This window comes from Nafulsella turpanensis ZLM-10 (genome assembly GCF_000346615.1).
Lineage (GTDB): Bacteria > Bacteroidota > Bacteroidia > Cytophagales > Cyclobacteriaceae > Nafulsella > Nafulsella turpanensis.
Genome location: NZ_ANNU01000076.1, coordinates 1 through 26,153 on the forward strand (window position 1 = coordinate 1; position 26,153 = coordinate 26,153).

21 protein-coding genes are annotated in these 26,153 nt (G+C 47.2%); 10 read left to right on the forward strand and 11 right to left on the reverse strand.

Translation table 11 applies throughout. The annotated features are described in order from the left end of the window. Positions 1-117: 117 nt before the first annotated feature. Positions 118-1,962 carry a cation:proton antiporter gene (locus tag F752_RS0121960; RefSeq protein ID WP_017733901.1) on the reverse strand — a complete coding sequence of 615 codons (1,845 nt, stop codon included), beginning with the start codon at positions 1,960-1,962 and terminating at the stop codon, positions 118-120. Positions 1,963-2,506: 544 nt separating this feature from the next. Here F752_RS0121960 and F752_RS0121975 point away from each other — a divergent pair. The 7 genes from F752_RS0121975 to F752_RS0122005 all read left to right on the forward strand — a co-directional run bounded on the left by F752_RS0121975 (position 2,507) and on the right by F752_RS0122005 (position 6,812). Beyond that, a complete protein-coding gene (locus F752_RS0121975; protein WP_017733904.1) occupies positions 2,507-3,298 on the forward strand; it encodes a HipA family kinase in 792 nt (263 codons plus the stop codon). Then, complete coding sequence (locus F752_RS0121980) at positions 3,276-3,659, forward strand: DUF3037 domain-containing protein (RefSeq protein WP_017733905.1); 384 nt, start codon at positions 3,276-3,278, stop codon at positions 3,657-3,659. The genes F752_RS0121975 and F752_RS0121980 overlap by 23 nt, the downstream gene beginning before the upstream one ends. Before the next feature lie 259 nt (positions 3,660-3,918). Then, on the forward strand, positions 3,919-4,143 hold the full coding sequence (locus F752_RS0121985) for a hypothetical protein (RefSeq protein ID WP_026135921.1): 225 nt from the start codon (positions 3,919-3,921) through the stop codon (positions 4,141-4,143). Positions 4,144-4,424: 281 nt separating this feature from the next. Beyond that, the gene (locus F752_RS0121990; protein WP_017733907.1) at positions 4,425-5,129 is read left to right on the forward strand and encodes an alpha/beta hydrolase; all 705 of its coding nucleotides are present in this window, start codon (positions 4,425-4,427) and stop codon (positions 5,127-5,129) included. Positions 5,130-5,267: 138 nt separating this feature from the next. Next, positions 5,268-5,783, forward strand: a complete 516-nt coding sequence (msrB, locus tag F752_RS0121995) for a peptide-methionine (R)-S-oxide reductase MsrB (protein ID WP_017733908.1) — start codon at positions 5,268-5,270, stop codon at positions 5,781-5,783. 86 nt (positions 5,784-5,869) lie between these two features. Further along, positions 5,870-6,376 (forward strand): peroxiredoxin-like family protein, encoded by a 507-nt coding sequence (locus F752_RS0122000; RefSeq protein ID WP_017733909.1) that lies wholly within the window; start codon positions 5,870-5,872, stop codon positions 6,374-6,376. Positions 6,377-6,479: 103 nt separating this feature from the next. Then, positions 6,480-6,812: a hypothetical protein gene (locus tag F752_RS0122005; RefSeq protein ID WP_026135922.1), complete on the forward strand. Its 333-nt coding sequence runs from the start codon at positions 6,480-6,482 to the stop codon at positions 6,810-6,812. Between the two features lie 3 nt (positions 6,813-6,815). On the opposite strand, the gene uvrA is transcribed toward F752_RS0122005, so the two are convergent. The 5 genes from uvrA to F752_RS0122030 form a co-directional block, all read right to left on the reverse strand. Continuing rightward, positions 6,816-9,362, reverse strand: a complete 2,547-nt coding sequence (uvrA, locus tag F752_RS0122010; protein WP_017733911.1) for an excinuclease ABC subunit UvrA — start codon at positions 9,360-9,362, stop codon at positions 6,816-6,818. A gap of 231 nt (positions 9,363-9,593) precedes the next feature. After that, positions 9,594-10,292 (reverse strand): type 1 glutamine amidotransferase domain-containing protein, encoded by a 699-nt coding sequence (locus F752_RS0122015; protein WP_017733912.1) that lies wholly within the window; start codon positions 10,290-10,292, stop codon positions 9,594-9,596. A gap of 407 nt (positions 10,293-10,699) precedes the next feature. Beyond that, positions 10,700-12,232: a sensor histidine kinase gene (locus tag F752_RS0122020; protein ID WP_017733913.1), complete on the reverse strand. Its 1,533-nt coding sequence runs from the start codon at positions 12,230-12,232 to the stop codon at positions 10,700-10,702. A gap of 434 nt (positions 12,233-12,666) precedes the next feature. Continuing rightward, positions 12,667-13,350: a tellurite resistance TerB family protein gene (locus F752_RS24870; protein ID WP_017733914.1), complete on the reverse strand. Its 684-nt coding sequence runs from the start codon at positions 13,348-13,350 to the stop codon at positions 12,667-12,669. Between the two features lie 445 nt (positions 13,351-13,795). Further along, entirely contained in the window at positions 13,796-14,248 is a 453-nt protein-coding gene (locus F752_RS0122030) for a cold-shock protein (protein ID WP_017733915.1), read from the reverse strand. 716 nt (positions 14,249-14,964) lie between these two features. Here F752_RS0122030 and F752_RS0122045 point away from each other — a divergent pair. Beyond that, positions 14,965-15,156 carry a cold-shock protein gene (locus F752_RS0122045; protein ID WP_017733918.1) on the forward strand — a complete coding sequence of 64 codons (192 nt, stop codon included), beginning with the start codon at positions 14,965-14,967 and terminating at the stop codon, positions 15,154-15,156. A 423-nt stretch (positions 15,157-15,579) separates the two neighbouring features. On the opposite strand, the gene F752_RS0122050 is transcribed toward F752_RS0122045, so the two are convergent. Together F752_RS0122050 and F752_RS0122060 are read right to left on the reverse strand one after the other, a co-directional pair. Continuing rightward, on the reverse strand, positions 15,580-16,677 hold the full coding sequence (locus F752_RS0122050; RefSeq protein ID WP_017733919.1) for a fatty acid desaturase family protein: 1,098 nt from the start codon (positions 16,675-16,677) through the stop codon (positions 15,580-15,582). A 483-nt stretch (positions 16,678-17,160) separates the two neighbouring features. Further along, positions 17,161-17,433: a hypothetical protein gene (locus F752_RS0122060; protein WP_017733920.1), complete on the reverse strand. Its 273-nt coding sequence runs from the start codon at positions 17,431-17,433 to the stop codon at positions 17,161-17,163. A 368-nt stretch (positions 17,434-17,801) separates the two neighbouring features. Here F752_RS0122060 and F752_RS0122065 point away from each other — a divergent pair, with 368 nt between their 5' ends. After that, complete coding sequence (locus F752_RS0122065; protein WP_017733921.1) at positions 17,802-18,890, forward strand: 3-oxoacyl-ACP synthase III family protein; 1,089 nt, start codon at positions 17,802-17,804, stop codon at positions 18,888-18,890. A gap of 226 nt (positions 18,891-19,116) precedes the next feature. Here the strand turns inward: F752_RS0122065 and F752_RS0122070 are convergent, their stop codons facing one another. The 3 genes from F752_RS0122070 to F752_RS0122085 form a co-directional block, all read right to left on the reverse strand. Continuing rightward, a complete protein-coding gene (locus F752_RS0122070) occupies positions 19,117-19,392 on the reverse strand; it encodes a hypothetical protein (RefSeq protein WP_017733922.1) in 276 nt (91 codons plus the stop codon). 336 nt (positions 19,393-19,728) lie between these two features. Further along, positions 19,729-21,465 carry a gamma-glutamyltransferase gene (gene ggt, locus F752_RS0122075; RefSeq protein ID WP_017733923.1) on the reverse strand — a complete coding sequence of 579 codons (1,737 nt, stop codon included), beginning with the start codon at positions 21,463-21,465 and terminating at the stop codon, positions 19,729-19,731. Positions 21,466-21,608: 143 nt separating this feature from the next. After that, a complete protein-coding gene (locus F752_RS0122085) occupies positions 21,609-24,515 on the reverse strand; it encodes a TonB-dependent receptor (protein WP_081604631.1) in 2,907 nt (968 codons plus the stop codon). A 501-nt stretch (positions 24,516-25,016) separates the two neighbouring features. Between F752_RS0122085 and F752_RS0122100 the strand changes: the two genes are divergently transcribed. Next, positions 25,017-26,024, forward strand: a complete 1,008-nt coding sequence (locus F752_RS0122100; RefSeq protein ID WP_017733928.1) for an LLM class flavin-dependent oxidoreductase — start codon at positions 25,017-25,019, stop codon at positions 26,022-26,024. Positions 26,025-26,153 lie beyond the last annotated feature (129 nt).

The following is a 26,153-nucleotide window of genomic DNA, read 5'->3' on the forward strand; positions in this document are numbered from 1 at the left end:
AATATTTAATTATTTATTATTGTAAAAACCTGTATCGCTATTCTAGGACGAGACATTAAAGATAAAATAAAGTTTGCGGGTTGCTTCTGGCAGGGCAAAGCCCCACTCTAACTGGCATTAGGCTGCCTCTGTCTTTTCCTGCTTAATGATAAAATAATCGTTTTCTATGTATACCAGTTTATCTCCTTTGGAGAAGCTAAGCGGATAACCCGAAATCGTCTTAAAGCGGTTTTCATCTGTTCTTACGAACAAGGGAATGATTTTATCCCTATTGTATTCCATGAATTCTTCATAGTCAGTAAGCGAGTTTACAGGTGTTTCCTCAATGTTGGGAGACTCTCTTACCAGCTGAATCAGATTGATAAAATCAATGGTACCATGGAAGAGCAGGTTTTTAGGTTTATCAATATCTTTTACTTCAACTTCTCTTCTGGAGATAAGCCTGAAATTCTTGTCCTCCCCAAACTCATTTTCGAATTTTTTGCAGGCCAGCACATTTATTTCAGTATTGGAGGTCATGGCAAAAAGCTGTCCCATTTCTGTAAGGTCTACCTCTTCCCAGAGATTCTCCTTCAGGATATTGCCTCCATAAGAAGGCAAGCCCATTTCCTCGGCCTCAATGAGGTTTGCATGGGCAGTATCGGCCATTAATACGGGAACTCCCTGGTCGTACAGATATTTGGCGATAAAGCGCGCGGCTTCATTGGCACCGATAAAAAGCACCCCGGGAGATTCCTTTCTTAGTACTCCCAACCATCGGGCCACCATTTTGGCAGAAGCGCCCTGGACTACAACCGTTCCAAGGATAAACATAAAAACGAGAGGTAATATCAGTCGGGCATCGGCTGCTTCACTGGCGCCTAACAGCTCCTCGTCCATGCTTAGCTCCAGCGAAAAGAGGGAGGCAACGGCTGCAGCCACTATACCTTTTGGGCCTATCCATGAAATAAACAGCTTTTCCCTGAAATTAATTTTAGAGTTGATGGTGCTTAAAAACACGCCTAAGGGCCGTACTACGAGTATTACAACGAAGAAAAGAATGATACTATTAAGCCCCAGCTGGCTTAGTTCCTGTAATTCTATCCTGGAAGAGAGCAGCAGGAATAAAACGGAAGTAATAATCAGACTGATATCTTCCTTAAAGTTAAGGATTTGTTTAAGCTCTTCTATTTTCAGGTTCGCAAGGATAATACCCATGGCGGTAACGGCTAGCAATCCCGCCTCCTTCATAATCAGCTCAGAAATGGCAAAGGTTAAAATAACAAGTGCCAGTGTCATTACATTTTTGAGGTAGTGGGGCAGCCGGTTTTTCTTTAAAAGATAGTATAACAGCAGCGCAGCGACTACCCCTAAAAAAAGTCCTGTAGCCACCGTTAAAAAGAAGTCGCGCAGGGCAATCAGGCTATATTCCTGTTCGGTTTTACTGGTTTGAATAAAGCCGAAAGCCAGAACCGCAATTAAAGCACCGAGAGGATCAATTAGAATACCTTCCCACTTTAAAATGGTATTGGTGGTTTGGTTGGGCTTTACATGCCGTAAAATAGGCGTTACGACTGTTGGGCCAGACACCACAATAAGGGTACCGAACAGGAAGGAAAAACGCCAGGAGAGGTCCATCAGGTAATAGGCAGCCATTGTGCCTCCTACGAGTGTAACCAACACTCCAATGGTTAAAATATTTCGAATAACAGATGCCTGCTTCTTAATTTCCTTTAACTTGAGCGTAAGACCTCCTTCAAAAAGAATTACACTTACAGAGATGGCCACGAAGGAAAAAAGCAGTTCTTCCTGAAAGATGCTGTCGCCATCGACCAGCTTCTCCCCAGTGGGTGTAAACAAAGTCGATAAAGGGCCAATAAGTAGCCCTAAAAAAATAAGAGGAAGGATAGCAGGTACTTTAATTTTCCAGGCCAGCCATTGCGAAAATATGCCCAGTACAAGAATTGCGGCTAATTCTATCATGTATGTTTGTAATGTAGGTCAAGTGAAAAAAAGCATCAAAATAGAGCGCGGCAAACTGCGGCATTTAATGCTTCCGGATTTAAAAAGCTCAGTCGAATTTAAACTGAACTACCAAAATAAAGAAAATGTATGAAAAATTGTTAGAGCTCCAGCACTAAAACAGCAGGAAATGAGAAACTTTAGGTGAGAAATGGAGCTCCATTACAAAATGGAGTCTGTGCTAACTTGGTTTGTCTCTAAAAGAAAGCGCAGGCTGCCTTGGTATGGACACACTGGTCTATGGTCTCGCCTTCGGACGAAATAAGCTGCTGCAGGCTCCTGGCTCCTCTTATTACGGCACCCAATACTGCCGGGTGGGGACCAGCAATTTAAAATGACCCACATGTTAACTATGACCTTTACTAACCTTGGGTTCTTTTGTGAAACACTTAATTAGTGTACCCTTCGGGTGGTGAATGGCCATAAAATGTTTTCTATGACAGTCATCGCTTTTTTATTATGGCAGAAGCAGGAAAATGCCTAAATTTCGCCTTCATAATAAGAAATGAAGTACCCGCCCGAAATCCGTCATGTGAATGTAAGCCGCTACGTAACCCCTCTGCGCGAAGGGGGTTCGCTGCCGGCTATTGTCGAAGCCGACGATGATTTTTTATATGTACTAAAATTTCGGGGAGCCGGGCAGGGACCAAAAGCTTTAATTGCAGAGCTGATTGGCGGGGAGCTTGCCCGTGTACTGGGTTTTCGGGTACCGGAAATTGTATTGGGCGAGCTCAATGAATGCTTTGGCCGTATGGAAGGCGATCAGGAAATTCAGGACCTGCTCCGGGCCAGCGAAGGATTAAACCTGGGGCTGCATTACCTGTCGGGGGCTATTACCTTCGACTCGCTTGTAAATACGGTGGATGCAAAACTGGCCTCGCAGGTCGTATGGCTGGATGGCCTGATTACCAATGTCGACCGTACCGCCCGTAATACCAATATGCTCATGTGGCATAAAGAGCTGTGGCTTATCGACCATGGCGCCTCTTTTTACTTTCATCACTCAGACCAAAATCCGGAGGAGCAGGCAAAGCGGCCGTTTGTGCAGGTAAAAGACCATGTGCTGCTGCCTGTTGCATCTGAACTGGAAGCGGTGGACGAAGACTTTCGGGCCATCCTTAAGCCGGAAATTATCTCTTCCATTGTGTCGCTGATTCCTGAGGAGTGGCTAACAGACAGAGCTTTCGAAACTGCCGAAGAGCAGCGGCAGATTTACCAGCGCTTTCTCGAAACCAGGCTGGCCCATACCCACATTTTTATCAATGAAGCCCAAGATGCAAGAAAAGCACTTATTTGAGTATGCCGTCATTCGCGTGGTGCCTTCAGTGGAGCGCGAAGAGTTCCTCAATGTAGGCGTCATTGTCTACTGTAGCAGGGAAGGCTTTCTGCAAACCATGTATACCCTTCGGGAGGAGCGGCTGTGTGCTTTCTCCGGAAAGGTCGAACTGGAGGAGCTGCAGGAGCGGCTGTGGGCCTTTGAGCGTGTGTGTAAGGGCGGCAGGGAAGGTGGGCCTATTGGTCAGTTGCCCATTGCTTCCCGTTTCCGCTGGCTCACCGCTACACGAAGCACCATCATCCAGACTTCCGCCGTGCACCCCGGCCTCTGTTCCAATGCCGCTGCCACTCTGGAGCGCCTGTTTCAGCAGCTGGTGCTGTAAGGCAGGGTGGGTATTCGAAAAATAAATGCTCTCATTTCTGTCCTGATTCTTCCCCTTAATGTAAGGCCTGCAGGTTTTGCCCACCGGAAAAGGCAGGCAATCCTCCCGCTGTCCCGCTCCTGTGGTCCTGAGCGTTAGAGAGCCGCAACAACAGGCATGTAAGAAATGGGGTTATAAAACAGCTGTTTATCAGGCAGATTATCAATAGTTTAGTGGTGAAGATGAATTCACCATCAAATTTTCTATTCAGATATTTAGTATGAATCAAGAGGAACAACTCATCAAGTTATTGATCAATAATTCACAACCAACCTGGGAAATAGAAGCAGTTCATCAGCGCTGCTGTATATATTTTGGCGTTGAGCGGGCCTTCCGCGAATGCCAGGAAATTATCGACTTTGCCAATGTAGCCAGCATTGGACTGCTCGAAAGCTTTCGCCTGCATATAGAGGTATTGGAATTTTCTGCAAAGAGTGCAGAATAATTAAGGTTCGGGCTCATCTTTCAATGTTCTCATCAACTCCATTTACCGTCCATTCAGTCCCTGTGTACCATTAGGGTTATTCTAAACATGCTGCCTGCTGTAACGTAAGCCTAAAGACAGGAGCTTATGAATTGCTCCGGCCTTGCATAAGCAGGGAAGAACTGCATGATGGGAAGACGCATCGGGCGCATATTTCAAATAACAGCTGCAGCCATCACAGCTGTCGGAGGTTTTGTGTCTGACTGGAATAAAATCATCAGAGAGAATTTATTGGAGGAGGAATGGGCACAAGCAGAGATATTTACAAAAGAGGACGATTAACCGTCAGGTGGAAAGAGCGAACAGGGGAAGATAAAGCTGCTACCGGTTTACAGCCCCTCGGGCTAAGCAGTAAACGGGATGGTTTTATTTATATTCCGGCAACTTATCAGGCAGAAAAGCCGGCTTCTCTGGCCCTGATGCTGCATGGCGCGGGCGGCCAGGCCGAGCATGGCTTATCTTTACTCAGGAGGTATGCCGATGAGCAAAATATAATTTTACTGGCCCCGGCTTCCCGTGGCCGAAGCTGGGATATTATTGCCGGAGAGTCCTTCGACCAGGATGTGATCTTTATAGATCAGGCGCTGTCCCAGGCGTTTGAAAATTATTCCATAGATGCTTCAAAGATAGCCATTGGCGGTTTTTCTGATGGCGCCTCCTATGCACTCTGCCTGGGCTTAACCAATGGAGATCTTTTTACACATGTACTCGCCTTCTCCCCGGGCTTTGTGTTCACGATTGAAAAAACCGCTAAACCTGCGGTATTCATCTCCCACGGCACCAGAGATGCCGTTCTTCCGGTTGAGCCCTGTAGCAGGCAAATTGTGTCGCAGCTGCAGCGCGAGGATTATTCGCTCCACTATCAGGAGTTTGAGGGCGCTCATGAAGTACCACCTGCAATCGCCAAAGCCGGTATCGAATGGTTTCGAAGTACAGGGAGTCACTAATGGGATTGCAGGCATTAAGCTTTTTCCTGTTTTTGCCTTGCCTGCTTTCCCTGTCTGCCCCAATAATTAATTCTGCTGCCTTCCGACTGAACCTTACGAAATGGTGGGGTGTTCTGGCTGCATCAGAATTGAAAAATTATGCTGCTTCACTGGATAGATGTGCTGTATTATGCCCGGTATGCCAACCCTGACCCATACCGCAGGCTGGAGAGGACAGAGGAAGAGTGGAAGGAACTTCTAAGCCCTGCCCAGTACCATGTAATGCGGGAGAAGGGTACGGAGCGGGCGTTTAAAAATGCCTATTGCCGCTCCTTTGAATCGGGAATATATGTATGCAGGGGCTGCGGAAGCTCTTTGTTTAGTTCTGAAGAAAAGAGCCATAAACTTGCTGGCTGGCCCTCCTTTAGACAGCCTGTGGCCAAAGGGGCCATGAAGTATGCATTTGACAACTCCCATGGTATGAGCCGGATAGAGGTCGCCTGCAACGTCTGCGATAGTCACCTGGGCCACGTGTTTCCTGATGGTCCTGAACCCGCCAGGCTGCGCTATTGCATCAATTCGGAAAGTATGGAAAGGCTGGAGGAAAGTAAGCTTCAGCTACTCATGGACGAACAGCCAGCCTCCGTTAGTTCGGCCGGCTCCTCCACTCGTTGAACTTTCATTTTCTGGTTTAGCTGTTTTGTGCTGAACAAAGCCGCTGTTACAGGGTATTATTATTGCCGTATAACAGAAGAGATAGCATGAAACCATTAGAAAAAGTACCGGAAATAAAGGTTAAAACCCTGCAGGGGGGAGAGTGGGTGCTCTCCGAGCAAAGGCCGCGGAATTTCACCATGATTGTGTTTTACCGCGGGCACCATTGCCGTGTTTGCCGGCATTATATCCACGACCTGAGCGTTCACCTGCCGGACTTCGAGGAAAGGGGCATTAATGTAATTGCCATCAGCAGCAATAGCAGAGAAAAAGCAATCCAGAGCCAGAACGAATGGCATACGCAGGACTTGTTGATTGGCTATGACTATCCCGTAGATGAAGCAAAGCAATTAGGACTCTATATTTCAAAATCCGTTATGGAAGGGGAACCTGATTTCTTTTTTGAGCCTGCCGTTTTCGTCATCAGTTCCGATGGGACCCTGTATAGTATTTCGCTGCAGTCCATCCCCTTTGCCCGTCCTCATTTCAAAGATATTATTGCCGCTTTCGACTTTATTTTGCGGGAAGAATATCCTCCAAGAGGAGAGGTGTAAGAGCGGAAAGAGCATGCCTGCCACCGCCCTTCACAGGTACAAGTGGGTGGAGGGTATATAATAGGAATGGTTAATATGTTTAAGAGTAAAATTTAAAATAGCCATGGAATTAGAGGGATGGTGGACGAAAGACGAAGGGGGATATATGGATTTTGAGACCGATCAGCTTCGGAGGATATATGAAGCCATCACCGACCAGTACTACCAGGTGTATAACCGCTATGCCGAAACTTTCGACGATGAGGAGCTGGCGCAGGAAAAAGCCGGGGAGGAAGGCTACCGGATGGTGACTGACTATAAAACCATCGAAGGCCGGCAGGAATTTGCCACCTCTTATACCACCCCAACTTACCAGATGGACATGTGGTACGAAACTGACCCCATCAGCGGTAAAAGAGTATACGATAAAGGCTACCTCCGTATCCTGAAGCAATAAAATTTAACTGGCAGCTTCCTCCTTTACAAAGCTTAAAAGGTAAGGAGCGGTTTTGCTCTCCGGTACCTTCGCCACCTGGGCAGGTGTTCCGGAGGTGATGATAGCCCCACCTTCATCGCCGGCACCTGGCCCCATATCAATAACCCAATCGCTCCCGGCAATGACACGCATATCATGCTCCACCACCATAACCGTATTGCCCGCTTCGACCAGTTTGTTGAGCTGGGCCATTAACTTTTCTACGTCAGATGGGTGGAGTCCGGTGGTAGGTTCATCGAGAATGTAAAGGGTAGTGCCGCGCTGCATCCGTTGTAGCTCCGTTGCCAGTTTTATCCTTTGGGCTTCCCCGCCCGAAAGTTCTGTGGCCGGCTGCCCTAACCGCAGATAGCCCAATCCTACTTCCCGCAGTATATGCAGCGCCCGGTGCACAGGGGCTTCACCGGCAAAGAATTCCCAGGCGGTATCGACCGTCATGCCCAGCACATCGGCAATGGATTTATCGCGGTACTTAATCTCAAGGGTTTTTTCGTTGTAACGGGCACCATGGCAGGTAGGGCAGGGGGTATAGACGCTGGGCAGGAAGAGCAGTTCTACCATCACCGAGCCTTCGCCCTGGCAGGTTTCGCAACGGCCTTTGGTTACATTAAAGGAGAAGCGGCCGGCATCGTAGCGCCTTTTCTTCGCCTCGGGTGTGGAGGCAAACAGCTTGCGCACATGGTCGAACAGGCCGGTATAGGTGGCCATATTGGAGCGGGGCGTGCGACCGATGGGCTTCTGGTCTACCTGCACCAGCCGCTTAATGGCTTCCATTCCGCTGATGATTCTTCCATCAGTAGAAGCAGGACCTTCATATGCTGTTTCTCCACTTTCTTCCTCTTCCTCAGCAACTGCTTTCTGGCCCAGTTGCGCGGCCACTAAGGTCACCAGTGCCTGGCTTACCAGGCTCGATTTCCCGGATCCGGATACTCCTGTAATACTGGTGAACACCCCTAACGGAAAATCTGCTTCGAGCTGATGGAGGTTGTTGCGGGTTACGCCTTCCAGCTTTAGCCAGCCTTTTGGCGCTCGGGGAGAAGGTGCCTCCTGCCCGTTTTGTCCGAAAAGATACTCCCTGGTTTTTGAATCGCTTACCTTGGCCAGCCCTTCCGGCGGGCCACTGTACAAGATCTGTCCTCCCTGTTCTCCTGCAGCCGGCCCCACATCGACCAGCCAGTCGGCCTGTTTAATGACGGCCAGCTCGTGTTCGACGATAAAGAGGGAGTTGCCCTGTTTCTTCAGTCTTTGAAGGGCAGAAAGCAAAGCTTCTGTATCGGAAGGGTGCAGCCCTGCTGAAGGCTCATCGAGTACATATACCACCCCAAAGAGGTTAGAGTAGAGCTGGGTGGCGAGCCGCAGTCGCTGCAGCTCACCGGGAGAGAGGCTGGGAGTGTTTCGTTCCAGCGAGAGATAGCCCAGGCCAAGCTGTAGGAGCACTTCCAGCCGGCCGTTTAAATCTTCGGCAATCCGCTGGGCCACCAGTTGTCGCGACTCATCGGCATTTTGCTGCTTCTGCTTAGTCCCTGCAGCGAAAGGATGTAAAATGGCGCTTAGCTGCTTTAAAGGCAGTCGGGATATATCTGCAATATCGTAGCCGGCGAAGTGTACAGAGAGCGATTCGGGGCGCAGGCGCTTACCATGGCAGAGAGGGCAGTCGGTGCTGACCATATACTCCATGATCTGCTTCTTCATCTTCGGGCTGTTGGTATTGGCAAAAGTGTGCAGCACATGGCGTCTGGCGCTGGTAAAGGTACCCTGGTAGCTGGGGTTTACCTTATCTTTAAGGGCCTGCTGTGTTTCTTCGGGCGTAAGGCCGCGGTATACCGGCACAAGAGGCTGGTCGTCGGTAAAGAGGATCCAGTCGCGATCTTCGCGGGAGAGCTCGCGCCAGGGGCGGTCCACATCATAGCCAAGGGTAACGAGAATATCGCGCTGGTTCTGGCCATGCCATGCTTTTGGCCATGCCGCCACGGCACGTTCGCGTATGCTGAGCGAATCGTCGGGCACCATCGATTGCTCAGTTACTTCATATATTCTGCCTAAACCGTGGCAGCGGGGGCAGGCCCCTTCGGGAGTGTTGGGCGAAAAAGCTTCGGCATAAATAATATCCTGTCCTTCCGGATAATCGCCTGCACGGGAAAAAAGCATCCTTAAGAGGTTCGAAAGGGTAGTAACGCTGCCAACGGAAGAGCGGGTACCTCCGCCTCCCCGTTGCTGTTGCAGGGCCACAGCCGGCGGTAAGCCATCTATACTGTCTACCTCGGGAACTGACATCTGGTGAAAGAGTCGGCGGGCATAAGGAGAGACCGATTCGAGGTAGCGCCTTTGTGCTTCAGCATAGAGCGTTCCGAAGGCCAGGGAAGACTTGCCGGAGCCGGAAACGCCAGTGAAAACCACCAGGGCATCGCGCGGTATATCCAGGCTTATATTTTTAAGATTATGTTCACGGGCACCGCGTACACGAACAAAGCCTTTTGTTGATTCGGAAGAGGAAATATCAGAATTATTCGTCATGCTACAAACAGGGCAGAAAGCCAGGCAAGGAAAAAGCTCTTCCTACCGCTGGCTTGTTTACTACAAACCTGCTATAATTTTACCGGAAGGTCAACCTATTTACTGCTTTCCGATTTTCGTGGGAGAAGATGAGAAGTACTTTGGTGGTTTATTAAAGTTATATTTTTGGAGCAGAAATGAAAAAGGCTGCAATCATATGCCGACTGCAGCCTGTTGTGGTGCTGTTTTTTATTATTCCTGCAGGACAGCAAGCAGTTCTTCTGCTACTTTTTCGGAAGAGGCCGGGTTTTGCCCGGTAATCAGGAGTCCGTCGCGGACGGCATAAGGCTGCCAGTCATCACCCTTGCTGTACTGGGCGCCTGACTTTTTCAGCTCGTCTTCCAGCAAAAAAGGCACTATTTCGGTCAGTTGTACGGCTTCTTCTTCGGTATTGGTAAAGCCTGTAACCTTTTTACCTTTCACCAGTGGCTCGCCATTGGGCGCTTTTGCCTTTAGCAGAACGGCCGGGGCATGGCAAACGGCAGCCACAGGTTTTCCTTTTTCAATAAAACTCTCGATAGTACGGACGGAGGCAGCATCTGCGTGGAGATCCCACAGCGGTCCATGGCCACCGGGGTAAAATACCGCATCAAATTCATCGGGATTGATATGCTGCAGTTGAATAGTTTTAGAGAGCTTTTCCTGCAGCTCTTTATCTTCATAATATCGTTTGGTGGCCTCCGTTTGGAAATCGGGTAATTCACTTTTAGGGTCAATAGGGGGTTGTCCTCCCAGTGGAGAGGCCAGGGTAATGTCCACACCCTTATCGGCCAGGGCATAATAAGGTGCGGCAAACTCTTCAACCCAGAAGCCGGTCTTTTCTCCGGTATCTCCCAGTTTGCTGTGTGAGGTAATAATAAATGCTACTCTTGGTTTTTTATTTTCTGCCATAATGCTTCTGTTTTAATATTTTACTCTATTGTTGCTTACGGCATGGCTGGGGAACTGTTGAGCTGAGGAGGTCTTTTTTAGTATATAACTATTTGATATGCTGGTTCTTATGCGTGCCGGGGTTCTTGAGTATGAGCTGAGTGATTGTATCTGAAGGTTAGGAGGCAGAGTAGCCGCCAGGCACAGCAGGCACTATCTTCCTGAAAGGCATGCGCCGATGCTTCTCTTCATCCTTTAGCATTGATTAAAGTAACTGGCAGGTTTAAGGCAGGACAGGAATTGTGAAAGGATAGGCTACATGAATACCTTTCACCCAAATTTTGTCATCCCGGCAGCCGCTGGCGTCAGCATGATATGAAATCCTGGTTCATCAGGCACCGCCTGAATGGGAGTGGAGTAGAGTGTTTTCAGCTACGGAAGTAAAGCTTAAATTCAGTGCCCTCATTCAGTTTACTTTGGACACTTATTTTTCCGTTGTTGTTTTCCATTGTTCGTTTTACGATGTACAGGCCAATTCCGGTCCCTTCGACATGGTTGTGGAAGCGTTTAAACATGCTGAACAGCCTGGCCTGCTGTGTTTCGTTTAGCCCCAGTCCGTTATCCTTCATGCTTAAAATGGTATGTTTTCCTTCTGTAAATGTGCTGATAATGATAACCGCCTTCCGCTCGGGGGAACGGTATTTAATGGCATTGCTCAGGAGGTTATAAATAATGCTTTTGAGGCTTACTTTAGGAAAGCTTATTTCCTGTACTTTTAAGTCCTGCCGTATTTCTGCTCCTGCTTCTTCTATCTTATCGGCAATTTCTCCCTTCACCTCCTCCAGAATTGCTTCCAGTTGTACCGTCTCTACTTTATCTTCCAGGTTCTTCTGAGCTTTTGTTACCTCAATCAGGCTTTTGATGGTACTGTTCAGTTGCCGGACAGAAGTTTCCAGCATGCCCATCATCTGTTTACCTTCCTCGTTCAGCTGGGGCGATACTTTTTTTTCTATCAGGGACAGGAGGCCCTCCATATTGGCAATAGGAGATTTTAAGTCGTGAGAGGCGGTATAAATGAAGTTGTCGAGGTCGGTGTTGAGCTTATGAAGCTCCACATTCTTTTTGGTAAGATCCTCATTCCTGACTCTTTCACTTAAATCACGGGTAATTTTTGTAAAGCCAATATGTTCTTTATTTGCATTAAAAATGGGATAGATAAGCACATTCGCCCAGAACTTCGTGCCATTTTTTCGTACTCTCCACCCTTCATCCTCAAACTTTCCGTGCTCCAGTGCTTTGCGCAATTCAAACTGAGGAAACTGCGCTGCGGCAGACTCAGGAATGTAGAAAGTGGAGAAATGCTGCCCGACAATTTCTTCTGCTTCATAGCCTTTTATGCGCTTCGCTCCCTCATTCCAGCTGGAAATGGTCCCCTGCGGGCTAAGTAAAAAAATGGCATAATCCTTTACTCCATCAATGACCAGGCGGCTGCGTTCCTCGCTTTGCTGAAGTTCTTCATTGGCCTTCAGCAGGTTTAACTCCAGGTTTCTTCTTTCCGTTAGGTCGCGGGTAACTTTGGAGAAACCGACTAACTCATTTCTGTTGTTATAAACGGCCGATATTACCACGCTTGCCCAAAACATGGTGCCATCTTTCTTTAGCCTCCAGCCTTCTTCTTCGAAGCTTCCTTCACTGGCAGCTACTTCTAATTCGTAAGAAGGATGGTTTCTTTCAAGAGCCTCTTGTGGATAAAAGATGGAGAAATGCTGGTGCAGGATTTCTTCCCTGCTGTACCCTTTTATTCTTTCAGCGCCGGTATTCCAGGTGGTAATATAGCCTTGAGGGTCAAGCATAAATATGGCATAATCCTTTACGCTATTAAGGAGTAACTGAAATCTGGCCTCATTTTCTTCCAGAAGTTGTTTAGAACTTGTGCTCTTTGGTGTGGATGACTCTCTCATACCTGAATAGAACTACTGCTTTCTCATATTGTCTAAGAAATACAGTTAATTATTGGAACCTGTTTGACTAATATAGAAAACCCAGTCTAAAAAGCACCTCCAATGTACTTATTAATGCTAATACTTAATAATCAGCTCCGGAGTTGTGGTATTATTAGGCAATTCGCTGGTGCATATCAACGAATGGAGCAGGTTGAGGACAGTTTTTAGCTTTTTTACAAGAAGCAGCATCCGTTAAAAATGGCAGGTAAAAGGGAAAGCAGGAAGCAGGGTTTAAAGTGACAGGAGAGATGCTGCTTCCTGCAGTTTTGTTATGCCTACCATCCGGTAGAAGCAGTTTTGTGTTTTCTTATTGCCTGTGGCAGAGGGCACTTTTTGCCCTGACGTAAGCGGGACGAGAGATCTGTCCTTCTTCAGATCAGGATAAGGGAAGCTTAAAACAACTTGCCAAGTAAGCTGCCGGATCGCCTATACCCCCTGTTGCCGCTGAGCATACCTACCACGGAACTTAAGCCACTGCGACGGCGGTAGCCTCCACCCATAAGCCTTGTCAGCAGGCCTCCCCTGCGCCTCCTGCCCATTATTCCGCTCATGAGCATGGAACCTACCAGCCCGCTAAGCAAACCCCTTACCGGGATGTTCAGCTTTTCAAATTTTTGCTTCAGACCGGTATTTTCCAAGAATCCTTCCTGCGTAGTTTCTGCTCCCTGTGCTTGTTCGGCTTTCTCCACATACTCCTGCAGGGCATTGTACTGCTCTATGCTAATGCCGAGCCTGTCGGCCATCCGGTGTATTTTTTTCTTTTCCTCATCTGAAAAGTGGCCGTCGGCTTTGGCATAGGAGAGAACATCCACCACAAATGAATACTTAAGCTCGCTGTTCCGGAGGAAGTCGAGGTTACGGGCAAAGCCATCATTCACCGGGTCTCTGGCTTCCATAATAACTTCTTCCGTATCGCGCTGGGTAAGTCCTGCTTCCTCACATAAATCTGCCAAAAACTCTTCCTCTTCTGCGGAGGCTTTATCTTCCGGCGTGGCCATGCTTGCTACAGCAGCAAGGTAGGCCGTTTTTTCTTTTTCCGGATAGTCCTTTAGTGACTGCTTTCCTGTAAAACTCATAATTAAAAAATTTTAGGTTAAAAGATTTATTCCTGGCTTAGCAAAAACTGGCAAGGCGGCATCCGTTACGCTTTTTGCCCACCTGTTTTTTTTGCAGTGCCTATATAAGTGTCTGATAATATTGTATTTACAACTATTCAGGAGGCTATAAGTTGGCGAGGTATTGAAAAAGAATGAGTATTAGGTAGCGCAGGTGTTTTGCCGGGGGAGGTAAGTTTGTATGGCAGGGCTGCCGGAAAAAAATAAAAGGCCTGTACATGAAGTCCAGGCCTTTAGAGTATGCTTATCTTTTTCATTTCTGTTGCCGTCGAAGTTGAGGCAGGCAGATATTTAGGAGAAAACCATGTGTCGTAAACCTACTGCAGCTCACCGGAAAAAGAGCTGCGCTGAAGGTTCGGCTACAAGAGGAAACAGGTGGGCAAAAGGGGCTATGCCCACGAATGGTCTAGACTACCTTTTTTACATTTACTGCATTTAAGCCTTTAGGTCCCTTTTCAACTTCGAAGCTTACCTTGTTATTTTCTTTGATAGGCTCCATTAACCCATTGATATGGACGAAAATGCTTTCCTGGCTGTTTTTATCTCTGATAAAACCATAGCCTTTCGATTCGTTAAAGAAGGTAACGATGCCTGTTCGCACTACATCTTCCTCTATTTCTTCATTTTTAGTAGCGCCAAGCTGTATATCTTCCTGCTTAATTTCTTTCCTTTTCGATGGATCGGGAGGAGTTTCAGTAATGTTACCAAATTCATCCACATAGGCAATCATATCATCGAGATTATTCCCGTCGCTGGCATTGGCCTTCCGCTCTTCTTTGCGCTCCTCTTTCTCTTTTTTCTTTCTTAGCTTCTTTTTTTCTTTTTCTTTTTTATTAAAAGTTTCCTGTGATCTACCCATAAATTTAATTTGGTTTGGTGAATGGGGCGTCGTTTTTTTCTTTACGACGGCCCTTTTTAATTTGTTTTACTATTCGTACCGAAATAGGTTCCCTCATTATAAACAAGAGCGCCGGCGGAACAATTCAAAAAAGCCAGCTGATTCCCTGGTAGTTGGAGTATGGTACCTTTCTCCTGGCTAATTAAATCTGCAATTCAGGATGCCCTGTTTGGAGTAATCCTGGTCGCTACCAGGAGCGACTTTGAGTAAGCTGAAGAATAAGCTGATGTGCCTATTGGCTTTTGCAGCGGAAGAAAACCGCTGCATCAGATAAGCGATGGTACTTTTTCCAGAGCGGAACTTCCTCAAAGGTACGCTTTTTTCTTATAAAATAGATGGTCCGGCAATTGTTCAGTCTTAGCTGCAGGGAAGAAGTGTTTTGAACCTTTTTTTAACCTCCAGCTAAAAGATTTAAAACCTTCCATTTTGGGTTATTCTGCCACAGCAAGTCATTAATAGTAGAATTTGAATCAGCTTTAGGGAGCATTATAATAAAAAAGCAGAGTATCTTTTTTCCTTCGAGAGCTGGTTTTCCGGCTTTACCATTGCCGGACTGGCTTTCCAGGCGCTTTTAATTTTAAAAGGAGATATTGTAAAATATTTATCGTATATTGAAAAAAAATAAGGAACGTATTTGCCCTCCTACATGTAGTGGGTATATACATAAACAAAATATCATGAATAAAGGAACAGTAAAATTTTTCAACGATCTGAAAGGTTTCGGATTTATTAAAGAAGCAACTTCAGATCAGGAATACTTCGTTCACGTATCAGGACTGGTAAATGAAATCAGAGAAAATGACGAAGTAACTTTTGATTTGGCAGAAGGAAGAAAAGGACAAAATGCAGTAAATGTAAAACTAGCTTAGTTTTAACATATATAAATTTAAGTCATTACAAGAGAGGCTGTTCCTAACCGGAAACAGCCTCTCTTTTTGTTTTACCGGAATAACTCTAGGCACAGGATTGAAATTGCACGACCTGAATCCTGGGTTTGGCTTGGCCGAGATTTAACAGAATGAATAAACAGGTTTCCTCCATAACATTTGCCCTCTTTATCATTACTAACCCTTTTGCCCAATAAAAACGAGCATAAAACTATCTTTATATGTTGCGGCTCCTTCGTATACCAAAAGGGTTAAGAAATTCCTCTAAAGGCAGGCTGTTAACTTAATACGCTTGTCACCGCATAAAAAAAAGCCTGCATGGATGGTGCAGACTTTTTATCAACTTCTTCTCCTTTGGCAGGAGTCCCAGCGGGGGAATCTCTTTCCTGGCTTGCCTTTTTATTTTTACTGTGGCAGGGCTGGTTGTTCGCGGCCCAAAATTTTAAGCATCCGGATGTGCGATTGCAATGCTGAACCAAAGCTTGGTTTCAGGTTGTAGGGCAGCTGAAACTCTTCGGCAGTTTGCTGTACAATTTTAGAGAGCTTCCGGTAATGCACATGGCAAATATTTGGAAAGAGGTGGTGCTCAATCTGGAAGTTAAGTCCGCCGACATACCAGTTAAGGAAGCGGTTATTTCGCGAGAAATTAGCCGTAGTTTGAAGCTGGTGTACAGCCCATGCATTTTGCATGCTGCCATCATTATCAGGCATTGGCTGTTCAGCGCCTTCCACCACGTGGGCAAGCTGGAAGACTATGCTCAGAATATAGCCGGCCGTTAAGTGGATGATTAAAAAGCCAATCAGTACCTGCCACCAGCCAAGGCCTGTCAGTAACAGCGGGAGGCCAATCATCAGAAAAAGATAAAAACCCTTATACAGGATCATTTTAAAGTATTCACGGCTTACCCGGATATTCTTCTTCTCAACTATTCCCCGCCTGTGGTACTTAAACAGCTTAATAAAATCACTTACCAGCATCAGCAGGGTCATTAAGCCATAGGCAAAAAACACATAAAAGTGCTGGTAGCGGTAAAAATGTTTTATGGGGGCATGCTTGCAAAGGCGCACAATTACTTTGGTTTCTATATCCTCATCCAGCCCATGGATATTGGTATAGGTATGGTGGAGCACATTATGCTGGATATTCCAGATAAAGGAACTGCCTCCTAAAAAGTTGAGAGAACGACCCATAAATTTGTTAACCGCGGCACTTTTAGAATAAGAGCCGTGCAGGGCATCATGCATTACAGACATTCCAATGCCGGCCATGGCAAGGCCCATCAGGAGGGCAAAAGGGAGCAGCAGCCACACGCTTACATTAAGCGTTAGGATGGCAGCAAAAGACCCAAGATAAGCAACTAACAAAACAATGGTTTTGCCAATCATTTCTTTATTACCAAATCGGGTAATATTATTTTCCTTAAAATGTTGATTTACTCGTTTGCGGAGGGTATTGAAGAACTCGGCCTGGACCTGGTTACTAAATTTTACTGATGATTTCATTTGTTGGTATTCTGGTATTCATTTTATCAGCCTGTATAAAAACAAGCTGAAGGAAGGCCGACCGCTTATCCAAATCTTTCCTTCGATCTGGAAAAGAGCGTTAGAAGTGGTTAAAAGGGGCTTTGGAGCTTAAAGATAGGAAAAGAAACCTTCTTAGCAAGAAGCTGAGGCGGTTCGAAACAAAATTACAACTGCTACAGCAATTCACTGGACGAGGAATAAGCTTTGTCTATACCAGGAGAACAGCAGAAGCGAAGGAATAATTCAATTGCCTGCGGCAAAAGACCTGTTTTAAAGCTAAGGATGTGCTGGATATAAAAAGTAACAGCCATGCAAGGCTTTCGCTTTGCATGGCTGTTACCTTACCAGGTACGATGGTGAAGGTAAAGTGCTGGTAACCTATAAGAAACCTGCTGTAAATTATTTTATGTAATGCTTCCTTTGCTTCACCATTACTAAGGTAAAGGAATAAAATAAATCCTGTTATCTATCCTTCTTCTGTTGGTCGTCTTCCCGGTTAAAGCGGTCTACAATATCTTTCGCTCTATTTAAAGGAGTTGTTTCCTGTTCGCGACCACTCATTTGGTTCTTTTTGTTTTCCTGGTCAATATCCACATTCCGCCCTTTTCGGTCATTATCCGAATCGGGGTTCCTGGACGATTCCCAGTTCATGTTAGCAGGATTTACTTCCTTCCGGTCGGGATTCTGCGGGTTGTTATCTTTTCTGTTCCTATTATTATCTTTGTCGTAACTCATATTCTTGCTCGTTTAAGTTTAACATTTAATTACTCTCTAGTGTACGGGCTATTGGCAGCCTGGTTGTACGGGAAGGTTGGTAAATGACTGATATGCAGGCACTTATTGTTGATGAGTGGGGGCGGCGGTTTAGCTTTAACAGAAAATTACCGGCTCTGATGTGAGCGTTCTTTTGGTCATTCTATTAAAGAAAAATTCAGTGCCGGAAATCCGGGACATGAAAAGAGGCAACGCAAAACCGGTAAAAGGAGGAGAGAGCGTGGTTCTGTATAATCTTAACTTTTATTTATAGGTTGATAGCAAGTATTCGCAGGTTTCATTAAATTTATCTGTTGAGGGTTTCTCCGTAAAAGATTAATTAGAAGGAAATGAGTAGTTTAATACACAGCGTAATAGCAGGAACAGGCAGATATATCCCGCCAGGGCAAATCAAAAATGAAGATTTTCTGTCCAGGGAGTTTTATGATAAGAGCGGAAAGAAGATCGATAAAACCAATCAGGAAATAATAGAAAAGTTTCAGGCCATTACCACGATTGCGGAAAGACGGTATGCTTCAGACGATTTAGTGACTTCTGATATAGCATATTTTGCCGCTCTAGATGCCATAAAATCTGCAAAAATCGATCCTGAGGAGCTGGATTACATTATTGTAGCCCACAATTTCGGCGATGTACGCAAGGAGAACAGGCAGCTGGATATTGTACCAAGTTTAGCAGCACGGGTAAAGTGCCTGCTGGAAATTAAGAATCCCCAAACTATTGCTTATGACATTGCCTTCGGCTGCCCGGGCTGGTTACAGGCCATGATTCAGGCCGATTACTTCATCCGGTCCGGAGATGCTAAAAAGATACTGCTGATTGGGGCAGAGGTATTGTCGAGGGTGGCAGATCCGCACGACAGGGATAGCATGCTGTACTCCGATGGTGCAGGAGCCACCATTCTGGAGGCATGCCTAACGGATACGGAAGAGCCGGCTGGTATACTGGCCCATACAACACGCTCGGATACCTACCTGTATTCGAAGATGTTGTACATGGGAAAATCTTACCTTCAGCATGCTGATGGTCAGCAGGATCTTTTCCTGAAGATGAACGGCCGGAGGCTTTATCAGTATGCCCTTGAAACTGTTCCGCTCTCGATAAAAGATTGTCTCGAAAAAGCAGGAGTTCAGCTGAGCGAGGTGAAAAAGGTATTGATCCACCAGGCAAACGGTAAAATGGATGATGAAATATTGAAAAGGTTGTATGCCCTGTATAATCTGAATGATATACCCGAAGGCGTAATGCCCATGACCATCTCCTACCTGGGCAATTCTTCCGTGGCGACCATTCCTACTTTGTTAGACCTGATACTAAAGGAAGATCTGGAAAAACACCAGGTATCAGAAGGGGACATCGTTGTTTTCGCCTCCGTGGGTGCAGGCATGAATATTAATGCGGTGGTTTACAGAATGTGAGAAAGGAGCTCTCCAGCCCGCAGGCCTCCATCTGTGCGAAAGTGGAACTTCCTGTTTTTTTGCCACCACCAGAGTAAACCCTAGCTGGTGTGAGGATTTGTGGGTTTCTCCTAAGGCTAAAACCTGAAACTCCTAAAAGGAAAGGACTGATGTACAGTGCTCAAAAATTTATCTTTTGTAGCCCTCCGCATCAGTCCTTTCTGTTCAATTAGTAAATGAGTGCTGCTTATTTCTCCTCACCCTCCTCCGGTGCCGGGCGGTATTCCTTTTCGGCTTTTTCCACTCTCATATTAAACTTATCGAGCAGCTCCTTTACCAAATCGGCATTGGCCGATGCATTGGAATACACTTCAGTAAGGCCTTCCTCAACTTCCTTATCCGGATTATTCATGAGGTTTACTTCCAGTTGTCCTACTTTTTGGATAATGGCTTCCTGGCTGTTATGTAAATCTTCAAGGGAAGATTGGATAGATTTCAGTTCATCTAATTTCGATTTATTCATAATTGAAAAATTTTATACAGGTATACGATTCAAAAATGATTATTTGTTGGATTGTTTTACGGATATACAGTGGGTTTGTTCTGTTTGGGTGGGAGGGGCCTTGAAGTAAGGGCAGGAGTGGCTGCTGGTGCTGTAAAATTCTGAACAATGCGGCAGGAAAGGAGGGACGTTGAATAGGGTTGGAACCTGCAGGGGTTTAAGCTACCGGATGCGGAGATTAAAAAAGCCATGAATGAAGGGCCAATTCGGGTCCTTCATTCATGGCTACAGTCATGGAATCCTCCTGTATTCTTTCGGTTTCCGACAATTTAGATTCAGGAGAAAAGAGAGGCTGCTTTAAAAGCCACCGGCCCAGTCGTCGCCCCTGGGGTCGCCTACTCCCTTAAGGGCGCCATCGGGCTGAACCAGTATGGCATCTACTCTGCCGATGGGGCCTCTTACTTCCAGCTCATGCCCGATTTCCCGCAGCGAGTCGGCCACTGCCGGCCGAAAGGCACCTTCTTCCATAAAAATCTTGTCGGGTAGCCACTGGTGGTGATAACGCTTTGCAGCGACCGCTTCTTCCAGCGGCATATCGTAGGTTACTACATTGAGAATAGTCTGGTACACAGAGGTAATAATAGTGGAGCCGCCAGGCGAGCCTACGACCATCAGCAGGTCTCCGTCCCTTTCCAGAATAGTGGGGGTCATGGAGCTGAGCATGCGCTTACCCGGCTGAATGGCATTGGCCTCGCCTCCTACCAGTCCGTACAGGTTCGGGTAGCCGGGTTTTACACTAAAGTCGTCCATTTCGTTGTTAAGGAGAAATCCGGCTCCCTGTACAAAAACCTTTGAGCCATAGGAGGCATTAATGGTGGTGGTGACTGAAACGGCATTTCCTTCCGTATCGACGATGCTAAAATGAGTGGTTTGTTCACTTTCATGGGCCGCTGCCAGCGATAGTGCCTGAATTTCACTGCTGGGGGTTGCCTGTTCGGGATCGATACTTTCCACCCTGTCCTGCAGATAGTCCGGGTCCAGGAGCTCCTCCTGTGGCACATCCCAGAAATCAGGGTCGCCCAGGTGCTCCGCCCGCTCGGCATATACCCGCCGCTCCATTTCGGTTATGGTATGTACGCTGCTAACCGAGTGAAACCCCCACTCATCCAGCGGAAACTCTTCCGACATATTCATGAGCTGTATAAGGGCAATGCCGCCGCTGGAGGGGGGAGGCATGCTGATGACTTTTACATCTTTGTACATCCCTTCGACCGGTTCCCGCCAGATAGCTTCGTAATTCAGCAAATCTTCTGCAGTAATAATGCCGCCACCTCTTTCCATTTCCTCTACCAGCAGGCGGGCGGTTTCTCCTTCGTAAAAGCCGGCTCTTCCCGATTCCTGAATGCGCCGAAGGGTAGCGGCAAGGGTAGGTAGGAGTAACTCGTCGCCGGCCTTCCATTCACCCTCCTTTACCAGCGGAAGGTCCGTGGCACCAGGATTGTACTGCAGAAAGTCCTCCCGGTAGCGGTTAAACTTTTCTGCCTGCTGAGCGGTAATGGCGAACCCATTTTCTGCCAGCTGTATGGCTGGCTCCAGCAGTTCGGCCAGTGGAAGCTTCCCAAAGCGCTCGTGAGCCCGGAGCATGCCATCGACTGAGCCCGGTACCCCCGCGGCTAAATGGCCGTACAGACTGAGGCCTTCAATAACCTCGCCTTTTTTGTTCTGGTACATGGTTCTGCTGGCCAGCCCGGGCGCTTCTTCTCTGAAGTCGAGCGTAAAGGTTTCTCCGTCATCCTGCCGGTAGACCATAAAGCCTCCGCCACCTATATTTCCGGCAGTAGGATATACCACGGCCAGTGTAAAATGGGTGCCCACCATGGCATCGATGGCATTACCGCCTTTTTCCAGAATGTCCACTCCAACCCGGGTAGCCTCGGGGTGGGCGCATACCACCATTGCTTCACCGGCAGTTACTACTTTGCCAAATTCCGGTTCAACAATGAGGACGGCACCCTCCGGTTTACTATTGCAGCTTTGCAGCAACAGGGCGAAGAGCGTTAAAAAGGTGAATATTAAAGAGTGGTGAATTTTCATGATTTTAATTTTGATAGGTAAAACTGTTTTCAGTGCAAGCTCCGGTGAATTAATATTCCTTTCGGATGCCGTTTTTGATAAAGCAGAAGGGCTGTATCCGTTTTAACAGATACAACCCCTCTGCCTATTGCCGTACCCGCAAATTAAAAGGTAAAGTTGAGTCGGGCAAAGTAAAAGCCGCCGTTAAAACCAAACTGACTGGCAGCACGGGAATAAACAAAACGTTCGCCGCTTCTGAACTCTTCCCGGTTTTCATCGGGGTACACATCGAAGATGTTGTTTCCACCCACAGTAAGATTCAGGTTTTCCGTAATGTTGTAACCTAAGCTCAGGCCTGTGACGATTTTAGGACTGAAGCGCTGGTCAATATTCTCATTACCGGAAACCGTTCTCACCCACACCTCGCCAAATCGGACATTGTTAAGAATGGCGGTAAACCTGCCTATATTGTAGGTAATCAGGAGGTTGATTTTTGACTGAGGGAGTGCATCCTCAAACCTGTTTTCCTCTTCCCGGTTAAAGAAGCGCTCCGGCGCTTCCCGCAGGCTTTCCGGAATATTTACATTTACCACTTCTGTACGGGTAAAATTAGCCGCCAGCTGCGAGCGAAGAGAACCGGCCCCAAGTGTGGCACTATGTGCAAGTATTACATCAATCCCCCGGGTTTCGGTGTCAATGCCGTTCACAAAGAAAGTGGCTGAACCGGCATTGGCCAGGGCAAGAATCCGGGCAATTTCTTCGCTGTTGTTGCCGCTAAATGAGCTGGTGAGCACCACCCGGTCATCGACTGTAATATAGTAGGCGTCAATGGTTAAGTCCAGTTCATCTAAAATAGCCCATGCAAGCCCGGCGCTAAAGTTCAGAGAGGTTTCGTTGGTAAGGCTCGGGATACCGAAAAGCTCGGCAATACGGGAGTCGTTTCGGAAAGTACCCACTTCGTTCGGTACACTTACTCCCTCGGCATTCAGCTGAAAAAGAGTGGAGGTGCTGTTAAAGTACCGCTGTTGCAGAGAAGGGGCCCTAAAGCCGGTACTTACAGCTCCTCTCAGGGCAAGGTCGTCGGTAAGGGCCAGGCGGGAGGCCACCTTCCAGTTAAAGGTGCTCCCAAAGTCGCTGTAGTCTTCGAAGCGTACAGCCAGGTCGGTAAAGAAGTTCTCGGTGAAGTTAAGCTCCACATCGGCATAGAGTGCAATGTTTGAGCGGCTCTGGCGCAGCTCGTTGGCAGGCTGGAAGCCCGGGAATACCTGTGCACCTCCTGGTCGGCCATAAAAGATGTTTTCCTGACTGAATGGATTGGTGAAAATGGAGCCATCTTCCAGGGTGTCAACTAAGTTCACATTCCCGTAGTTGGTGTAGGAGGCTTCCTCACCTGCAATAATTTCGTAAGTCTCTACCCGGTGTTCTGCGCCATAAGCAACGTTAACTCCTGCCAGGGCATCATCCCAGTACCGGCTGAAGTCGAGGTTGGTCGTGTTCTGGCTGAAGCTAAAACCACCGGAATTGAAAGAAGTGGCTGTACTGTTGCCGCGTGAAGCATTGAGCGTATTGCTGATGAAAAAGTTAAAGGAGTTCATGCCATAGGTGTTGCTGAAATCCACCCGCCACTCGCCAATTTCTCCCCGGATACCGGCGGTAAGGGCCCCGTCGAAAATAATCGAGTTGATTTCTGGCAGAAAACCGTTTGGATAGATGGTGGTGAGGGTACGATCCTGGTTAGGCAGACGGAAAAAGCCGGTAGCCATTCCTCTCCTGGAGTTGATGCCCCCGAACATATAAAACTCATTATTTTCGCTAATTTCGAAAGCTGAGTTCATCATCAAAGCGGCATTTCGTGCCGCAGATTGTCCTACTACCATGGAAAAAGCTTCCCTGCCACCATTCTGTTCAATAAGGGCCTCCTGCTCGGCATCGGTGAGGTTATTCGTAAATGCATTGGCTGCATTAATGGCGGCAGCCTGTGCGGCGGTAAGTCGTACGCCTACCTGGAAGGGGCTGAAATCGCCCGCCTCAAAGTTTTCGGCAAAAATACTCTCCGAAACACCATCCCAGCTGGTGCGAAACACATCGCCTGTCCATTCACCGGCCCTGTTGGTTCTGCCACGGGTCTGGTACTGTCCGGTAAAATTAATGAAGCCCCTTTCGCCTACTCTTAAGCCGTAGTTTACATTAAACTGGGCTACTTCCCCGTCGCCCTCATAATGCTGGCCTGCGGTGCCCGAAAAGTATACTTCATCCACATCATCTTTCAGTACAATGTTAATGACCCCGGCAATGGCATCTGAGCCATACTGTGCCGAGGCACCATCTCTCAGCACTTCTATGCGTTCAATGGCCGCGGCGGGAATGGTGTTAAGGTCAGTACCAACCGAACCTCTGCCAACCGAACCATTTACATTGATAAGAGAAGAAGTATGACGACGCTTTCCATTGATTAGTACCAGTACGTGGTCGACACCCAAGCCTCTTAAAGAGGCAGGGTCTACGTGGTCGGAACCGTCGGCAATGGCCTGCCTGTTGGAAGAGAAGGAAGGAGCTACATAGTTCAGGATTTGGGTCAACTCTACCTGTGGAGCCTCCTGTATCAGCTCATCCATGGGAATGACATCTACCGCCACCGGGCTTTCCAGTACCGTTCTCTGCTGGTTTCTGCTTCCTATTACCACCACTTCTTCCAGCTGTTCTTCATCAATTTCCATTTCAATGGTAAATTCCGTCTCGTCTCCTACCACTATGGTTTCCGTTTTATAGCCAATAAAGCTCACTTCGAGTACGGCATCGTCAGGCACTGTTAGCCGTAGCGTTCCATTCAGGTCCGTTATGCCACCAATTAAGCTTCCTTTTACCACCACGTTTACTCCCGGGAGTGGCTCCCCGTTTTCGTCCAGCACCAGGAGCTCGATTGTTTTATCATATTGTTTTAGCGGCAGTAGATTCTCTACCGGCAATATGCTCTTGTCGGGTATTGCCCCGGCTGCTGTAGGGGCGGAAAGGAATAAGAGGGATAAAGAGCAGAGTAATAATTTTAAAAAGTTAAGAGTAGAGTTTTGCATAGGTGAGCAGTTTAAGTTAAAAATCAGATAGCAGGGCAGGGGATGGGATGGCGATAGTTTTGTGCAGTTTCTGTAAAAAGTAAAGCACCGGTTTCGTGCTAATTCCTTCCCGGCCAGGACTAAAAATGTTTGTTAAAGTATAAATTCCGAAATAAAAATTGGATTACCAAGATTAGGTTGTAATATTTTGATTGACAGGGAGTTTTAAAGCGCTTGCATCCTGCAAATTGATGGATGAAATTTAATAGAGCAGGCGAATTGGGAGGTGGTGCCAGCTTGCGGAAAAGTAAAAGAGATGTTTCCTTAGCAGCTTACCGGAGCTGGTGAAGAAAAGGCTCTTAGCAGATGATGGCTTAAGCTATTGTAGCGGAGGAGGCTTATGTTAGGGAGCCATCCTATAGGTTCGGAAGAGGGAGGATTGAAAAAATAAAGTTTAGACATTAATTATTTTAACCGGCTCGCTACTGTTTCGTACCTTTATAAAAAGGACCAAAATCAGATATGTCGACAATTCCAGAAAATATACCTTATTCTATCTTAGAACTGGCCAGTGTCGCCAGCGGCAGTACGCCGGAAGATACCTTTAGAAAAAGTCTTGACCTGGCGCAAAAAGCAGAAGAGCTGGGCTACCATCGCTTCTGGCTCGCCGAGCACCATAATATGATTAGTATTGCCAGCTCTGCAACAGCCGTTTTGATTGGCTATATTGCCGGTGGTACAAAAAAGATAAAAGTGGGCTCCGGTGGCATTATGCTGCCCAACCATTCGCCCCTTATTGTGGCTGAGCAGTTCGGGACCCTGGGCGCTCTCTATCCCAACCGGATTGACCTCGGGCTGGGAAGAGCCCCGGGCACAGACCAGGTAACAGCCCACGCGATTCGCTCCGACCGGATGCATGCGGTATACCAGTTCCCGGAAGAAGTAGGGCAGATTCAGCAGTATTTCTCCCCTAACAATAGCGGTTCCAAAGTAAGAGCAACCGTTGCCGAAGGAGTGGAGGTACCCATTTATATTTTAGGCTCCAGTACCGACAGCGCCCACCTGGCAGCGAAAAAAGGACTACCTTATGCTTTTGCAAGCCATTTTGCGCCCACCCATTTATTTGAGGCACTGAACATTTACTACAACGAGTTCCAGCCTTCTGAATACCTCCGGGAGCCTTACACCATAGGCTGCATCAATGTTATCGCGGCTGAGACCGATAAAGAAGCAGAGCGCATCTCCACCACCCTTATCCGGATGATGCTCGGCGTAATGACCAATAACATCGACTATATGCAGCCCCCGGTCGACATGACACCGGACCTGCGCGAGCTACTGGAAAACCCCGCTTTTCAGCGGATGCTCAAATATGCCTTTATTGGAAGCAAAGAAACAGTAAAGCAGCAAACAGAAGAGTTTCTAAAGAAGACCGGTGTGAACGAACTCATGGTCGCTTCCCACATTTACCAGCACGAAGACCGGCTCCATTCGTACCGGATATTTTCGGAAGTAATGGGAGAACTGTAAGCGTATGTGAAAATTAATAAGAAAGGAGGCTACCCGGGAAAGAGTGGCCTCTTTTTTTTACCTCATTGTCCCGTCCTGAAATAGCGATACACAAAAAGAAACGTTATGAGACAAGGAGAAGAGCCAGAG